The following is a 15,548-nucleotide window of genomic DNA, read 5'->3' as shown; positions in this document are numbered from 1 at the left end:
AGAGCGGGGAACCAATGCCGAGAGAACCGGACTTCACCCTCGTCCAGTTGCGGTACTTCGCCGCGGCGGCCGAGGCCGGGAGTATGACCCGCGCCGCCAACGAGCTCCTGGTGTCACAATCCGCGGTGTCGACCGCCGTCGCCCAACTCGAGCGGGAGTTCGGCGTGCAGTTGTTCATCCGCCACCACGCCAAAGGGCTCTCGCTCACCCACGCCGGCGAGGCGTTCCTGGCCGAGATCCGCAACCTTCTCAACCATGCCAGCGAGCTGATCGAAGTCACCCACGGACTCGGCCACGCGGTCCGGGGCAGCCTGCACGTCGGCTACTTCACGACGCTGGCGCCGTTCTTCCTCCCGCGGCTGCTGACCGAGTTCGGGCAGCGTTATCCCGACGTCACGTTGTCGTTCTTCGAGGGAGAGATCGAAGCGGTACGCGAGGCGACCCTGACCGGACGGGTGGAGGTCGCGCTGCTCTACGACATCGACCTCGGAGACGAGGTCGAGCGCACGACGCTGGCCGACGTGCCGGTGCACGTGATCGTGGCGGCGGACCATCCCCTCGCCACCGCCGGCCGGATACATCTGGCCGATATCGCGGCCGAACCCATGATCTTGCTCGACCTGCCGCACAGCGCCAAGTACTTCATGTCCGTGATGGCGGCGGCCGGAGCCACCCCGCAGGTGCGGCATCGGTCGACGAACTACGAGACGGTGCGCGCACTCGTCGCGGCGGGCCACGGGTATGCGTTGCTCAACCAGCGCTCGACCGTACCCACCGAGTTCGAGCAGCGGCCGGTGGCTATCCTCGAGATCGCCGACGACGTCCCCAGCCTGCCGCTCGTCGTGGCCTACCCGCGGGGCGCCCGGCTCACCCGGCGGGCGCAAGCCTTCATCTCCGTGTGCCAGCGGATGTGGCAAAGCCAGCCCGGCACCTAATGGTGCACGCCGGAACACCCGACTCCGTCCCGGCCCTACTCCCCTACTAGCGCGACCCCCGTGGCCTGCTGGGCCGCGGCGAGCATAAGCCGGCGCGCCAGCGGCAGGTCGACCGAGGTGTTGTTGCTGAGCAGGTGCAGCCCGAGCCCGTCTTCCAAGGCGACCAAGGTGGTGGCGCCGGCCCGGGCCGGCTGCGCCAGCGTGAATTCACCGGTTGACCTGCCGACCTCCAAGATCGTCGCATAGAGGCCGACCTCCCGGTCGAAGAGACTGGTCATCAGGGCCGCATGTACTGAACTGCGGTCAGCGAGGCTGTGCATCTCGTAGAGCGTCCTGGCGACGTCGTCGTCTCGCCCACTCGGCAGCCCGGTGTCGACGGCGGCCACGAGCCGATCTCCAGCGGTTCCGCGCGCCTCGACGGTCTCGACCCGGCTTCGGAAGAAACGTTCCACCACGGTGCGGTGCGCATCGAACATCAACTCGCTCAGCTCCGGGTAGTGATAAAGCACCGATCCCGGCGAGACACCCGCCTCGGCCGCGATATCCCGGATCCGGACGTTGTCCCGGCCACGCTCGGCGACAGATCGCAAGGTGGCATCAATCAGCTGCTCGCGGCGCGTGTAGTGCTTCTTGCTTCGGACCATCGGTGCCTTTCTTGATGCAGTGGTTCAAATTTTTCGATGCCGCTCCACCTTGCTCACCTGTGATGCAGGCCATAACTTGAATTCCTGTTCAAATCCTAGCGAACTTGCGAGGGCGACGTGGACAACCCGAGCTATCAGTGGTGGCGCACTCGAGCGGCTGCCATAGAACCACGGACCGCCGCCTTCATCGGCGGCAAGCCGGTGCCCGCCGTCTCCGGCCGTACCTTCGACACGATCAACCCGGCCACCGGCGCAACGCTGGCCGCTGTCGCGGCGTGTGGACCCGAGGACGTCGATGCCGCCGTCGCCGCGGCCCGCAGCGCGTTCGAGGCGGGAACCTGGGCAACCGCCGCGCCCGCGGAGCGAAAACGAGTGCTGATGCGCCTCGCCGAGCTGATCACCGAGCACGCGCCGGAGCTGGCCTTACTCGACACGCTCGACATGGGCAAACTGGTCACGGACGCCTATCAGGTCGATGTGCCCGGTGCGGCCGCCCTGTTCAGCTGGTACGGCGAGGCGCTGGACAAACTGTACGGCGAGATCGCCCCGACCAGCCCCGGTGACTTAGCGCTGGTCACCCGGGTACCACTCGGGGTGGTCGGGGCGGTGGTCCCGTGGAACTTCCCCCTCGACATGGCGGCGTGGAAACTCGCACCCGCACTCGCCGCGGGGAACTCCGTCGTCCTCAAACCGGCCGAGCAATCACCGCTGTCCGCGCTGCGGCTGGCCGAGCTCGCGGCCGAGGCCGGTTTACCCGACGGGGTGCTCAACGTGGTGCCGGGTATCGGTGAGGTGACCGGCAAGGCGCTCGGGTTGCATCCCGACGTCGACTGCATCGCCTTCACCGGCTCGACCGCCGTCGGAAAACTGTTCCTGCGGTATGCCGGGGAGTCCAACCTCAAACAGGTCTGGCCGGAATGTGGCGGCAAGAGCCCCAACCTGGTGTTCGCCGACTGCGCCGACCTCGACGCGGCCGCGACAGCGGCCTGCGCCGGTATCTTCACCAACCAGGGTGAGGTGTGCTCCGCGAATTCCCGGCTCCTCGTCGAACGGAGCATCCATGACGAGTTGGTCGCCCGGATCGTCGCCACCGCCCAGGACCACACCCCCGGCGACCCGCTCGACCCCGCCAGCCGCATGGGTGCACTCGTCGACGAGACCCACACCCGGCGCGTGCTGGATTTCATCGACGACGGCCGCCGCACCGCGACGCTAGCAACCGGCGGCGACCGGGTCAGCGTCGACGGACGCGGCTGTTTCGTCCAGCCGACGGTGTTCACCGACGTCGATCCCGACAGCCGGATCGCCCGCGAGGAGATCTTCGGGCCGGTCCTGTCCGTCATCCCGTTCGACGACGAGGCACACGCGGTGCGGCTGGCCAATAGCAGCGGTTACGGCCTGGCGGCATCGGTGTGGACGGCGGATCTGTCCCGCGCACTACGCGTCTCCGGCGCGCTGCGGGCCGGCACCGTCTCCGTCAACACCGTCGACGCGCTCAGCCCGCAGACGCCGTTCGGCGGGTTCGGCCAGTCCGGCTTCGGCCGCGACCTCTCCCTGCACGCCCTAGACAAGTTCACCGGGCTCAAGACCACCTGGATCACACACTAGAGGAGCAGATCGATGTCGCCTTCGCATACCGACCTGGCCGCGATCGACCGAGCCCGGATCATTCATCCATACCTGCCCGCGACCACGTCTGAACGGGTCATCATGGCTCGTGGCAAGGGCTCGTCCCTATGGGACGTCGACGGCCGCGAATACCTCGACGCCACCGGTGGGCTCTGGCTGGCCCAGATCGGGCACGGCCGCACCGAACTCGCCGACGTCGCCTCCGCGCAGATGCGGGAACTGGAGTACTTCACCAGCTTCTGGGAGTTCTCCAACCCGCCCGCGATCCGCCTCGCCGACCGGTTGGCCACACTCGCCCCGGACACCATCAACCACGTCTACTTCACCAGCGGCGGTTCGGAAGGAATCGAAGCAGCGCTGAAGATGGCGCGCTATCACCACCACCGCCGAGGCGAAGGCAGCCGGACGTGGATCCTGGCCCGCCATCGCGCCTACCACGGCATCGCCTACGGTGGCGGCACCGCCAGCGGATTCCCCGTCTTCCACGACGGCTTCGGGCCGATGCTGCCGCACGTCGAGCACCTCACACCCCCGTGGCCGTACCGCCGCGAACTCTTCGACGGCGACGACTGCACCGACTTCTGCATCCGCGAGCTGGAGCAGACCATCGAACGTATTGGGGCGGACAACATCGCCGCCATGATCGGTGAACCAATCATGGGGGTGGCCGGTATGGTCGTGCCGCCCGACGACTACTGGCCACGGGTCCAGGAAGTCCTGCACAAACACGGCATCCTCCTCATCTTCGACGAGGTCGTCACCGCGTACGGCCGGGTCGGCGCCTGGTTCGCCGCCCAACGGTTCAACGTCCAGCCCGACATCATCGTCACCGCCAAGGGCATCACCTCCGGCTACTTCCCGCTGGGCGCCGTCCTCGTCGGTGACCAGGTCGCCGAGTCTTTAGGCCGAGACCACGGCTTTCCCATGGGGTACACCTACAACGGCCACCCCACCGGCTGCGCGGTGGCGCTGGCCAACCTGGACATCATCGCCCAAGAAGGACTACTCGCCCGGGCAGACGAGATCGGCACCTATCTCAAGTCGCGGCTGACCCAGGAGCTGCGGGACCTTCCCGTGGTGGGCGAGATCCGTGGGGTCGGCATGATGCTCGGCATCGAACTGGTCACCGACACCACCAGCCGCACCCCGCTACCCGGCACCCAGGGCATCGCCGATGCCGTGCGCCGGGACCACGCGGTGATCGTCCGCGACTCCGCGCAGGGGCTCGTCCTGTCCCCCGCCCTCACCCTCGAGCACACCGCCGCCGATCGGATCGCCGTCGCGCTGCGGGACGTCCTCAGCCGGACCGGCCCCGACGGCGTGGTCAAAGGTTAGTGCCGTGACCGCGCCCAGATTGGAACGCGCACTCGGCTTCTGGCCCGCGCTGTTCACCGGGATCGGCCTCGTCGTCGCCGCCACCACGCTGACGACGCTGGGCAACGGCTTCGGGCTCGGCGGGCCGGCGTTCGTGGTTGCCGCCGGAGCCGCCCTGCTCGTGATGATCTTGATCGCGTTCTCCTATTCGGAGCTGGCGAACTTGATCCCCGGCGCCGGCATGATCGGCGCGTACACCGCACCCGCGCTCGGCCGTGGCCCCGCCATATTCGCGGTACTCGCCGGTTACATCGTGCTGGTGGCGACGGTGGAGCCGGCCAACCAGATGGTGGGCGGCCTCGCCGCTCAGGAACTGATACCCGCGGTGTCGCCGATGGTGTTCGCCGTGACGGTCACGGTGATCTTCTGCGTCATCAACCTGCTGGGCGTGCGCTCCTTCGGCCGGGCCCAGGCCGTCGTCACCGGGGCAATGATGCTCGTGCTGATCGGGTTCGGCGTCGCCGGCCTGATGGAAGCCGGTGGCGGGACACTCGTCGCCGATCCGATCGTGTTCAACCCGGCCGGATGGGGCGAGATCGCCCAGCTGGTGGCGCTCGGGGTGTACCTGTTCATCGGCATCGAGTTCGTCTGCCCGATGAGCGAGGAGATCCGCAGACCTGGACGGATCATCCCCCGGGCGATGATCGTCGGACTGGTCACGGTGTTCTGCGTCGACATGTTGTTCGGGTTCGCCGCACTGAAGTACGTCGGCCTCGACGAACTCGCATCATCGGCCATCCCGCACCTGCTGGTGGCCGAGAGCATCGGCGGACGGACCGGGCTGCTGATCCTCACCGCCGCCACCGTGCTGGCCGCGGCGAGTTCGGTGTCGGCGATCCTGGCCGCGGTGCCCCGGATGGTGTACGGACTGGCCCGCGACGGCATGCTTCCGCGGGTGTTCGCCTGGGTGCACCCGCGTTTCCACACCCCGTGGGTCGCGGTGTTCGGGGTCACGGCGTTGATCATCGCGGCGATCGTCACGGTGGCGGACAGCGGATCGATTCTCACCTTGATCCTCGTCGCGACCGTGATGTGGCTGCTGTCTTACATCCTCGCCCAGGTCGACGTCATCGTGCTGCGCCGCCGCTATCCGCACGCCAGGCGCGGTTTCCGCACCCCGTTGTATCCGCTGCCGCAGATCATGGGCATCGCGATGTGCGGGTGGATGATCGTCAACATCCATCCGGACCCCAGCATGCGCACGACCGTATGGCTCGGAGCGGCGGGATGCGCCGCGGTGATCCTCGGCTACGCCGTGGTGTGGCTCAAGATCGTTAAGCGGCTGCCGTTCTTCACGCCGGCGCCGCTGCCCTCCGCCGGTCCCGCCGCGCCGGAACCGCCGGTGGCCGTAGCCGGGAGGCCGCGATGATGGTGGGCCGCCTGCTCGACACCCAGGCCTTCCCGTTCCGCCAGGCCGGCCTCGACGTCATCGAGCGGCTGCCCGACCGGATCCGCGTTGACGGCGAACCGCACCCCATCGACCTGAGCTTCCGGGTTCAACGCATGCTGCTGGGGCGGATCCGCCAGCTCCAAGCCGACGTCGACGTACCGGCGTCGGACGGCCCCGGCCAGCCGTGTTCACTTCGGCTGGTGGTGACCGCGTCCCGCGAACGCCGCTATCGATGGACCACATCCGCACGCGACCTCACCGACCTCTGCGCCGCCCTGCGTGGACCTGCCGTCGACGCCCTAGCCCGCACCATCGACCTCACGTCGTTCACCGTCACCTGGTGCCCGCGGGCCACGCACTGGCGGCTGCGGGTCGAACCGTACGCGGCGAGCCACCTGCGCGTCTACTTCCCGCCGGTGAACTACAGCACCACGCTGCATCCGCCCGAAGCCAGCACCATCGCCGCCGCCCTCCGGGAAGCGGCGGGCACCCTCTCCACCTCCGTTGTCCGGCCTGCCCGGCGCTAATCACCAGGCAGAGCCCTACCCAGCACCGAGAGGAACCGACATGACATTGCCCGATCCGCCCAACGCCCCCGCGCGCGTGCTGGAGCGGCACACCATCGGCCCCATCCCACTGGCTGAGCGGCACGGGTCCGGCAAGGGCCTGTTCGGCATCTGGCTCGGCGTCAACATGCTGCCGCTGACCGTGGTCACCGGGGCCATCGCCACCGTCGTCTTCGCGCTGCCGTTCTGGTGGGCGTTCGTCGCCATCGTGCTCGGCAACGTCGTCGGCGGAATCTTCATGGCCCTTCACGCGGTGCAAGGTCCGCAGCTCGGCGTGCCGCAGATGCTGCAGGCCCGCGGCCAGTTCGGGGCCCGGGGCGCGGCGTTGATCGTCGTCATCGCCCTCGTGATGTTCCTCGGGTTCTTCATCTCCAACCTCGTCGTCGGCGCCCAGGCACTACACCACGTCGTCCCGGGCCTGAGCGTGACGGCCGGGATCTGCATCGCGGCGAGCATCAGCCTGGTGATCTCCATCTTCGGCCTGCGCCTGATCCGCGCGATCGTCTCGTTGTGGGCGGTTGTCATCGGCGCACTGGTGGTGATGTCGCTCATCTGGATCGGGACCAACGGCGCCGCCGACGGTGTGTTGTCCGGGGAGTTCAACGCCGTGGGTTTCTTCTCCGTGATGGCGATCGGCGCCGTGTGGCAGAAAGCGTATGCACCGTACGTCTCGGACTACTCCCGCTATCTGCCCGCAGGGTTCGGTGCGCGCGGCGCGTTCTGGGGCACCTACGGCGGCTCGGTGCTGAGCACCATCTTCGTCATGAGTCTCGGCGCGCTGGTCGGAGCCGCAGCTCCGGGAAGCGAACCGATGGCCGGATTGGGGAACCTGCTGGGCGGGCTGGGCACGGTGGTGCTCCTTGCCTTCGCCGTGGCCTCGGCCAGCACCAACGCCGGCAACATCTACTGCGCGATGCTCAACACGCTCACCATCGGTGAAACGTTCCGCAAGGGCTGGCTCCCCGGCCTGCGCGGCCGCATCGTCACCACGGTGGCGCTGCACGCGGTCGGGCTCGTCGTCGCCATCGCCGGCCAGGGAGACTTCCTCGTCAACTTCAAGAACTTCATTCTCCTGCTGCTCTACGTGCTGGTGCCGTGGTCGGCGATCAACCTGGTGGACTACTTCCTCGTCCGGCGCGGCCACTACGACGTCGAGGCGTTCTTCGCCGCCGACGGCGGCCGTTACGGTTATTGGAACTGGACCGCGCTGGGTGTCTACGCTCTCGGCGTAGCCGTCCAGGTTCCGTTCGCCGTCACCGAGCTGTACACCGGGCCGATCGCCCGCGCTATCGGCGGCGTCGACCTGGCCTGGATGTTCGGCCTGGTGGTATCCGGCGGGGTGTACTACCTGTTGGCGCGGCGGCGCCCCGACGTCATCACCGAGCCAGCTCAGACGCAGGCAGTCGAAGAACCGGCCCCGGTGAGGTGAACTGATGCACGTGGACACCATTCTTCGCGGCGGCACCGTCTTCTCCGCCGGAGCGGACCGCCCGGCCAGCGCCGTCGCGATCAGCTCGGGGCGGATCGTCGCGGTCGGCGACGACGAGGTGCTCGAACTCGCGGAAACCGGCACCGAGGTGATCGACGCCGCGGGCGGCACCATCCTCCCCGGATTCCAGGACGCCCACGTCCACCCGCTGGAGGCGGGCCTACGCCGGCTGCGATGTGACCTATCCGAGCTGCCGCATTCGCTGGAGGTCTACCTCGACCGGATCAAGGCCTACGCCGATGCCCACGACGACGAGTGGATCACCGGAGCCGGGTGGTACGGCGACACCTTCCCGGGTCACCTGCCGACACGCGAGCTCCTCGACGAGGTGGTCCCCGGCCGGCCGGTAGCGCTCGCCAGCCATGACGCCCACGGCGTGTGGGTGAACAGCCGGGCCCTGGAACTGGCCGGAATCACCAACACCACACCTGATCCGCCGGGAGGCCGGATCAACCGCGACGCGGCCGGGGTGGCCACCGGGGTGCTCGTCGAGTCGGCCGCCGAGCTCGTCACCCGCCTCATCCCAGAACCCGGTACTGACCTGCTCGAACGGGCGCTGCTGGAGGCACAACGCCATTTGCACTCCGTCGGCGTCACCGCGTGGCAAGACGCCATCGTCGGCTCCATGTGGGGCACCCCCGACAACCTGCCGATCTACCTCAGCCTCGCCGAGCGTGGCCTGCTCACCGCCCGCGTCACCGGAGCGTTGTGGTGGGCCGCCGAACGTGGGATCGAGCAGCTCGACGAGCTGCGGACCCGCCGACACCAGGGCCGCCGCGGCCGGTTCCGCGCCACCAGCGTGAAGATCATGCAGGACGGCATCTGCGAAAACTGCACCGGCGCGATGCTCAGCCCGTATCTGCACACCGGGGGCCATCCCGGCGCGACCGGTATGTCGTTCATCGACCCCGACGAGCTGCGGCAGATCGCCCGGGCGCTGGACACCGACGGCTTCCAGATCCACCTACACGCCGTCGGTGACCGCGCGGTCCGCGAGTCACTCGACGCCATCGAGTCCGCCCGGCGCGCCAACCCCGGTGCGGACCACCGTCACCAGATCGCCCACCTCGACGTCGTCCACCCCGACGACATCGCCCGCTTCGCACAGCTCGACGTGATCGCCAACATCCAGGCGCTCTGGGCCAGGCGCGACACCGAAATCGTCGAACGCAAACTTCCCCTGCTCGGCCCGGACCGCGAACCGTGGCACTTCCCGTTCGGCGCGCTGGCCCGCGCCGGCGCACGCCTAGCGATGGGCAGCGACTGGCCGGTCACCGACCCCAACCCACTCTGGGCACTGCACACCGCCGTGCACCGGACCGGTCCACCGGAAGACCCCCATGCGGTGGGCGACGACGCGCTACATGTCCCCCTCGAACCGGACCAAGCCATCGAGCTGCCCACCGCACTAGCCGCCTACACTGCCGGGTCGGCCTACGCCAACCACCTCGACACCGACACCGGCACCATCGAAGAAGGCAAACTGGCCGACATCGTCGTCCTCGACCAGGACATCCTGGCCGCGGAGAGGATCAGCGCGGTTAAACCGGTGCTCACCATGGTTGGCGGTGAGGTAGTCAGCGGGTAGCGAAGGTGAACTGTCCATTCGTCATCCGGATCGCACCTCTTGGCGGTGTTGCGAAGGGGTGACGCCACGTAGTCGTTTGAAGGCGACGCTGAGCGCGAAGGTGTTGGCGTAGCCGACCTTTCGGGCTATCGAGGAGACTGTCGCGTCGGTTTCGCGGAGCAGGTCTGCCGCCAAGGTGACCCGCCAGCAAGCCAGGTAGGCCATCGGCGGCATTCCGACCAGCCGAGTGAACTGGCGGGCAAGCGCAGCACGGGAGACACCAACCGACCCGGCAAGGCTGGCGACGGTCCACCGGTCTGCCGGACGATCATGTAGCAGCCGAAGGGCCGGCCCCACCACAGGGTGTTCGATGGCTCCATACCAGGCCGGCACCTTCTCGGCATACTCGTCAAACCACACTCGCAAGGTTGCGACGAGCATGAGGTCGAGCAACCGATCAAGCACCACCTGCTGCCCGGCCTGCTCCAGGCTGATCTCTACCGCGATCAGGTCGAGGATCGCCTGGTGGCCGCGTTCCGCGGGAACAACCAGCACGTCCGGGAGGGCGTCGAGAAGCCGGTCGCTGATTCCGACCGTGCCGTTGAACGCACCGCTGAGTAGCAGATCCCTGCCGTTCTCGTATCCGCACGTACGTGGATCCAGCGAGATCTTCGCACTGGAACCGTCGACGCGCTCGCAGTACTCCGTCGTCGTCACGACAAACCGAGGTTCGGTGGTGGCCTGATCACCGACGACGAACTCGGCGGGGCCACGGACAACCGCGACCTCTCCGGGCCGCAAGGCCCTGGCCTGTCCTGCGGCGACGACCACAGCTTGCCCTCGCAGCATGGTGACAAGCGTCAGCGAAGCACCGGTAGCGAAGCGCAGGGACCATGGCGGATCCAAGATGGCCTGACCGAACAACGCCCCTCTGCCCCGAACCCGCTCTAAAACGTCACCGAGAGGATCCACCTCTCTACTGTAGACGTACAAACATCAAACAGCGCCTTTCAGCCATGGCACGTATCAAATGACTGCTGTTGGCTGGAGCCATGACCGAACCGACATTTCTTGTACTCGGCGCCACCGGGAAGATCGGCCAGCGGGTTACGGCTCGGCTGAGAGAGCTCGATGTCAAAGTCCGGGGCGCGAGCCGTTCCTCCACACCGCCCTTCGACTGGACCAACCAGAACACCTGGGACACGACACTCCTAGAGGCATCCGCCGTCTTCGTCGTTCCTCATGACGGAACGCAACTGACCAGGCCCTTTATTCGGCGGGCCGTCGATCTTGGAGTCGAACGGGTGGTGCTCCTGTCCGGGCGCGGCGTTGATGTACCCGGCTATGCCAGCACGCAGGGTGAGGCGGGCACCACCCACATCGACGGCGAGGCGGCAGTGCGTACCTCGGGCATCGATTGGACTATCTTGCGTCCGACGTGGTTCGCCCAGAACTTCAGCGAAGGCTTCTTCCGCGACGCCATTGTCCGTGGGGAGCTACGTTTGCCGACCGGCGACGGTGCCGTGAGCTTCGTCGACGCAGAAGACATCGCAGCGGTCGCCGTCGCGGCGCTCACCGGTGACGGACACACCGGCCAGACCTACGAGCTGTCCGGTCCACGTGCGCTGACCATGGCAAGTGCGGCGGCCGAGATCACCGCCGCGACGGGGCTGAAGATCTCTTACGTAGACCTGAGCCCCGACGAGTTCATCGGGGAACTTGTTGAGGAGGGTTGGCCGCTCGCGGATGCCGAAGGCTTTGCCGACGTCTTGGGCGCGGTACGCCGAGGCTTGGATCGTCATATCTCTGACGGGGTACGTCGTGCTCTTGGCCGAGAACCGCGAGACTTCACTGAGTTCGTGCGGGCGGCCGCGACGAGATAGATCAGCCGAGGGCCAGCGGCGGAGTCCGCGATGAATCCACCAACAACTCCCGCGCAGGCTCCGATCGCTTCCGGTCGTAAAGAACCCCACCTACCACGTTGCCGATGGTCGCGCCGAGACCAAACCCGAGCAACAAAATCGGCAACCGCCCGCCGGGGTGGCCAGCAAAACCATCAGCCGCTTGCGATCCGCGCCAGCGGTCAGTGCAGTAAAAACCGGACCGCCGATGATCATGCCGGCTGCGTAGCCTGAGACGGGCGGACGGCGCATGAAAATCGGCGAGTTGTCGCACCGAACCGGAGTCAGCGTGCGCGCACTGCAAACCGTCGGCTTAGGCCGCGCGGAGTCCGTTGGATCTTTCGGCGGCTAATCGGCGTCGAATGCCGGGTGCCGGCGGGGGTGTTGAGAAGTATCGGTGTCCGGTTGGCGTGGTGGTTTCGACGAGATGACCGTCCGGATCGACGAGGCGGATAGTCCAGCCCGGTAGATCTCGGACGTAGTTTCCCCGTTCGCAGGTGCCGCGCCCGTTCACCGGCACGGTACGGCCGTTGTCGCAGTAGCGCTGAATATGGTCTATATGGCGGATCGGGGCGTCACAGAACGCGTCCCGGCACAGGTGATCCCGGTAGGTCAGCAGCCTCGCGAGCACGCCGTCGAAGCGGCGCCGCTTGGGGTCACAATCGACGATGATCCCGGTGACCGGGTCGGTGAACAACCGCCGCAGAAACACTCGCGCCCGCTCAACCACACCGGCACCATCAACCCGCCCATGGGTCCCCTGCCCGTGGCCTTGCCGGATCAGCGCACGGGCGGTTTCGGCGGGGATCGGCCCGTATCCGACGACGTCGGCGGGTTCGTCATCACCACCGAAGAGGGTGGCGTCGGTCATGACCAATCCCACCTCGGCCGCCACCGCATCGGCGGTGGCCTGCCCGGTGACCCGTTCCACGAGTGTGTCGGCCATGATCTGGCCCCGCGAGCGGCCATCTCCGGCCGCGACAAGCGCATCGGCGTGCCGACGCAGCGACGCATACGCCGCTACACCTTGTTCGCACGGCAGCAGCGCGGAGAAGACGGTCATGGTGTCCGGCGCGGGACGAACCCCCACCCGCCGGTCTTTGCGCGCCCGGCTGGCCCGAGCAACAGCGCCAGCGGGGTCAGCCTCGATCGCCAACTTACGGGCCAGGCATTGAGCCCGCTTAGGCCCTAACCCCGCCAGCATCGGCGCAAGTTGGCTGTCCACCGCCCGACGACTGTCCGCGTCCAGGTGCGAGGTTTCGTTCACCACGTGCGTGGCCACCAGATCCGACACCTCCCCGGTTCGCAGCAAGGCGAACGTCTCCGGGAGGTGCTCACGCAATGCTCGCGCTCGGGTGAGCTGGCGCGCCGCCGACGACGGCGACGTCTTCGTGGCTAAACCGACCTGCTCAGGCACACCACGCATGGCATGACGGGCCGCAAAACCCATGGCCTTCTTCGCCTCAGCCTGCGACGCAGCGAACTGGGTGATCTTCTCGAGTTGAAACGCCGCTGCCGCAGCCTTCAGCCGCTCAGCAGCAGCGATCACATCCACACACGCCGCGTCGCCTTCTGCCACCGATGACAACGCGATCAGCCGGTCAACCATACCGGTGATCTCACTCGCTGTCATGTCGTTCATACGTTCGACTTTACCTTGTCAACCAGGGTAGTCGCAACGGCAAGCGGAGTTATATCTCGGCGGCAGGAATCACCGACGTGTCAGGGCCAGTACCTCGACGAGTGAGCCGTCGATGAACACCGGGACACCAGCCATGGACTTCGCCCGGCGCGGGACGGTGAACACACGCGGGCCGCTGACGGAGTCGATCACCCGTGAAAGCGTCACTCGTAGGCGAGGTACCGGCCGGGTTTGCCAGCTTCCTCGATCTCGAAACGCACCTGTAGGTCGCTCTTGCCGATCATGCCGACCTGCTGGGTGAACTGTTCGTTGGTGACGAAGAGATGCCGCTTGAGACCCCAGTCCTGCCCGAGCGAGTCGCGCAGAGCGTCGAGCAGGGCGCGGTCCATCTCCACCGCCAACCGAGACTGACGGACCCAGAAGTAGACCGCTGCCTCGTAGTCTTCCCACCGGCTGTCTATAGGTGAATGCCTGACCGTCTGCATGCCGCCGCTCGAGCGTTTCCAAGTCTTCCCGGTTGGCCGCTACGGTGAAATCGTCTTCGGGCCAGCTCGTCTGCTCCCACGTGCGCAGATAGTCCTTGCTCTCCATGACCGCCGCGTAATCCAGCTCCGCGTCAGTAGCCAGAATCGGCCGGAGCACGAAGTCCTGGGTAGTTAGTCCTTCGGGGATGTCGAACTCCAGGCTGGGGTACGGGCGTATCCACCGGCATGCTGACCGGCACATGGTTTTCTGGCCGACGGCCGAGGGTGGCCCGGTCCCCACCGTCGGCGCGAAATCCCAGTGACGTCACCCCGCGACGCCGCCTACACTGCCCCTCGTGTCGCACTATCCCCCACTCGACGTAAAGATCGTCACTCCTCGCCTCGAACTCCGCGGGGCCACCGATGACCTCCTCCAACACCTCATCCCTGCGGTAAAGGCCGGCAAAGCCACCGCCGACCCGCCACCATGGGACGATCCACATCCGTTCTACGAGTCCGACCCGGATGTACGCGTACACAAATGGCTACGCGGGATCTGGCGCGGCCGAGGCACCGTCACACCTGATCTCTGGCGCCTGTACTTCGTGGTGGTGGTCGACGACGAACCGATTGGCATGCAAGACCTGATCGGCAGCGACTTCAACTCATTCAGAGCTGTGGAAACGTCCTCGTGGGTCTCGTCCGACGCCCGCCGGCGCGGGATCGGTACCGAGATGAGGTCAGCCATCTTGCACCTCGCGTTCGACGGATTCGGTGCAGCCGAAGCCACTACCGAGGCGGCCGTCAACAACACCGGCTCCAACGGCGTCTCCGAACGCCTCGGATACAAGCGCAACGGGACGTCCTGGGCCACCCACCAGGGAGACCCAGTGCTCGGCCAACGGTGGCTGCTTGATCGTCAGACGTGGCTCACCCTACGGCGCGCCGACATCACGTTGAGCGGCGTCGAGGCGTGCCGATCGGCGCTAGGCCTACCGAACTGATCATCCAGCTGCACGCGGCGGCAACCTACCCGGCCACCGCCAGATTCGCCAGATGTTCGCCGTCTGCGAGTACATCCATCCGAGCGATCTTGTTGTTGTTATCGAACCTGATCAGATAGACCGCGCGGACCACGCCGTCCGCGATGTAGGCCGCGGCCGGTACGCCGTCGATGTAGACGAGCCTGGTGAGTTCGGCTCGCCCGGCGAACACTCTCGCTACGGCGTCTACGCCGCGGACTCTGTGGTCAAGAAGCGGCGCACCGTAGTCGGCGCCAGCGGATGCGAGTGCAACGGCTGTTTCGTCGCTGCGCAGCTCGATCTCGGGGTCGAGGAGTTGAAGGAGCCCCCCGAAGTCGCCGTTTCTCGCCGCGGCAAGGAAGGCGTCGATCGCTTCCTGTTGACGTTCTCGCACCGTGTCCACGTCGACGGCACGTAGCCGGGCTCGGGCGCGGGATGCGAGCTGGCGCGCGGTCGAGGGCGTGCGTTCGACGATGGGCGCGATCTCGTCGTAGGACAACGCGAAGACGTCATGCAGGACCAGGGCCAGGCGTTCAAGCGGACCGAGCGTATCGAGGAGCACTTGGATGGCCAACGCAAGGTCCTCGGATCGCATCGCGGTGGCTGCCGGGTCACGTCCCGCCGGCGCGTCGTCGACCGATCCTGTTTCCGGCACGTCGTCGCCGGCCAGGTCTTCACGCCAGGTCGCCCGCTGCCGGATCAGGTCGATACACACCCGTGAGACGACCGTGGTCAGCCACGCCTCGAGGTTTCTGACGGCGGCGACGTCGGTACGTTGCAGCCGCAGCCACACTTCCTGGACGGCGTCGTCAGCACTCCACGCAGAGCCGAGCGTCCGGTAGGCGATCGCGTACAGCTTCGGCCGGTGAACGACGAACTGAGCTGCGACGTCGTCGAAACTCCGCACCGACGGTTGTGGTGTCAT

15 protein-coding genes are annotated in these 15,548 nt (G+C 67.0%); 9 read left to right on the top strand and 6 right to left on the bottom strand.

What is annotated here, in order from left to right; translation table 11 throughout:
* Positions 1-14: 14 nt before the first annotated feature.
* Positions 15-935, top strand: coding sequence for a LysR family transcriptional regulator (locus G8760_RS19150; protein ID WP_166354089.1), 921 nt, complete (start codon positions 15-17; stop codon positions 933-935).
* A gap of 35 nt (positions 936-970) precedes the next feature.
* On the opposite strand, the gene G8760_RS19145 is transcribed toward G8760_RS19150, so the two are convergent.
* Positions 971-1,579 (bottom strand): TetR/AcrR family transcriptional regulator, encoded by a 609-nt coding sequence (locus G8760_RS19145; protein ID WP_166354087.1) that lies wholly within the window; start codon positions 1,577-1,579, stop codon positions 971-973.
* 117 nt (positions 1,580-1,696) lie between these two features.
* Between G8760_RS19145 and G8760_RS19140 the strand changes: the two genes are divergently transcribed.
* Genes G8760_RS19140 through G8760_RS19115 form a run of 6 tightly spaced genes read left to right on the top strand, consistent with a single transcriptional unit; the run spans position 1,697 to position 9,615 of the window.
* Positions 1,697-3,187, top strand: coding sequence for an aldehyde dehydrogenase (locus tag G8760_RS19140; protein WP_166354085.1), 1,491 nt, complete (start codon positions 1,697-1,699; stop codon positions 3,185-3,187).
* 12 nt (positions 3,188-3,199) lie between these two features.
* Positions 3,200-4,543 (top strand): aminotransferase family protein, encoded by a 1,344-nt coding sequence (locus tag G8760_RS19135; protein ID WP_166354083.1) that lies wholly within the window; start codon positions 3,200-3,202, stop codon positions 4,541-4,543.
* A gap of 4 nt (positions 4,544-4,547) precedes the next feature.
* On the top strand, positions 4,548-5,951 hold the full coding sequence (locus tag G8760_RS19130; RefSeq protein WP_166354081.1) for an APC family permease: 1,404 nt from the start codon (positions 4,548-4,550) through the stop codon (positions 5,949-5,951).
* Positions 5,948-6,499: a DUF3156 family protein gene (locus G8760_RS19125; protein WP_166354079.1), complete on the top strand. Its 552-nt coding sequence runs from the start codon at positions 5,948-5,950 to the stop codon at positions 6,497-6,499. Before G8760_RS19130 ends, G8760_RS19125 begins: the two co-directional genes overlap by 4 nt.
* Before the next feature lie 40 nt (positions 6,500-6,539).
* Complete coding sequence (locus G8760_RS19120) at positions 6,540-7,967, top strand: purine-cytosine permease family protein (protein WP_166354077.1); 1,428 nt, start codon at positions 6,540-6,542, stop codon at positions 7,965-7,967.
* Positions 7,968-7,971: 4 nt separating this feature from the next.
* The gene (locus tag G8760_RS19115; protein WP_166354075.1) at positions 7,972-9,615 is read left to right on the top strand and encodes an amidohydrolase; all 1,644 of its coding nucleotides are present in this window, start codon (positions 7,972-7,974) and stop codon (positions 9,613-9,615) included.
* A gap of 21 nt (positions 9,616-9,636) precedes the next feature.
* Here G8760_RS19115 and G8760_RS19110 read toward each other — a convergent pair whose 3' ends face one another.
* Positions 9,637-10,566, bottom strand: coding sequence for an AraC family transcriptional regulator (locus G8760_RS19110; protein WP_166354073.1), 930 nt, complete (start codon positions 10,564-10,566; stop codon positions 9,637-9,639).
* Between the two features lie 80 nt (positions 10,567-10,646).
* Between G8760_RS19110 and G8760_RS19105 the strand changes: the two genes are divergently transcribed.
* Positions 10,647-11,477, top strand: a complete 831-nt coding sequence (locus G8760_RS19105) for an NAD(P)H-binding protein (RefSeq protein ID WP_166354071.1) — start codon at positions 10,647-10,649, stop codon at positions 11,475-11,477.
* A gap of 331 nt (positions 11,478-11,808) precedes the next feature.
* Here the strand turns inward: G8760_RS19105 and G8760_RS19100 are convergent, their stop codons facing one another.
* The 3 genes from G8760_RS19100 to G8760_RS29940 form a co-directional block, all read right to left on the bottom strand.
* Positions 11,809-13,137 carry a DUF222 domain-containing protein gene (locus tag G8760_RS19100; RefSeq protein ID WP_166354069.1) on the bottom strand — a complete coding sequence of 443 codons (1,329 nt, stop codon included), beginning with the start codon at positions 13,135-13,137 and terminating at the stop codon, positions 11,809-11,811.
* 69 nt (positions 13,138-13,206) lie between these two features.
* Positions 13,207-13,329: a hypothetical protein gene (locus tag G8760_RS30615; RefSeq protein WP_281355169.1), complete on the bottom strand. Its 123-nt coding sequence runs from the start codon at positions 13,327-13,329 to the stop codon at positions 13,207-13,209.
* Positions 13,330-13,340: 11 nt separating this feature from the next.
* Positions 13,341-13,622, bottom strand: a complete 282-nt coding sequence (locus tag G8760_RS29940; RefSeq protein WP_207782508.1) for a hypothetical protein — start codon at positions 13,620-13,622, stop codon at positions 13,341-13,343.
* Positions 13,623-13,957: 335 nt separating this feature from the next.
* Between G8760_RS29940 and G8760_RS19090 the strand changes: the two genes are divergently transcribed.
* Positions 13,958-14,605, top strand: coding sequence for a GNAT family N-acetyltransferase (locus G8760_RS19090; RefSeq protein ID WP_166354067.1), 648 nt, complete (start codon positions 13,958-13,960; stop codon positions 14,603-14,605).
* A 25-nt stretch (positions 14,606-14,630) separates the two neighbouring features.
* Here the strand turns inward: G8760_RS19090 and G8760_RS19085 are convergent, their stop codons facing one another.
* Entirely contained in the window at positions 14,631-15,548 is a 918-nt protein-coding gene (locus G8760_RS19085) for a sigma-70 family RNA polymerase sigma factor (protein ID WP_166354065.1), read from the bottom strand.

The sequence above is a fragment of the Phytoactinopolyspora limicola genome (assembly GCF_011320225.1).
In the GTDB taxonomy this organism is placed as follows: domain Bacteria; phylum Actinomycetota; class Actinomycetes; order Jiangellales; family Jiangellaceae; genus Phytoactinopolyspora; species Phytoactinopolyspora limicola.
The sequence above is the reverse complement of the archived record's forward strand: the minus strand, read 5'-3'. Positions and strand labels throughout refer to the sequence as shown.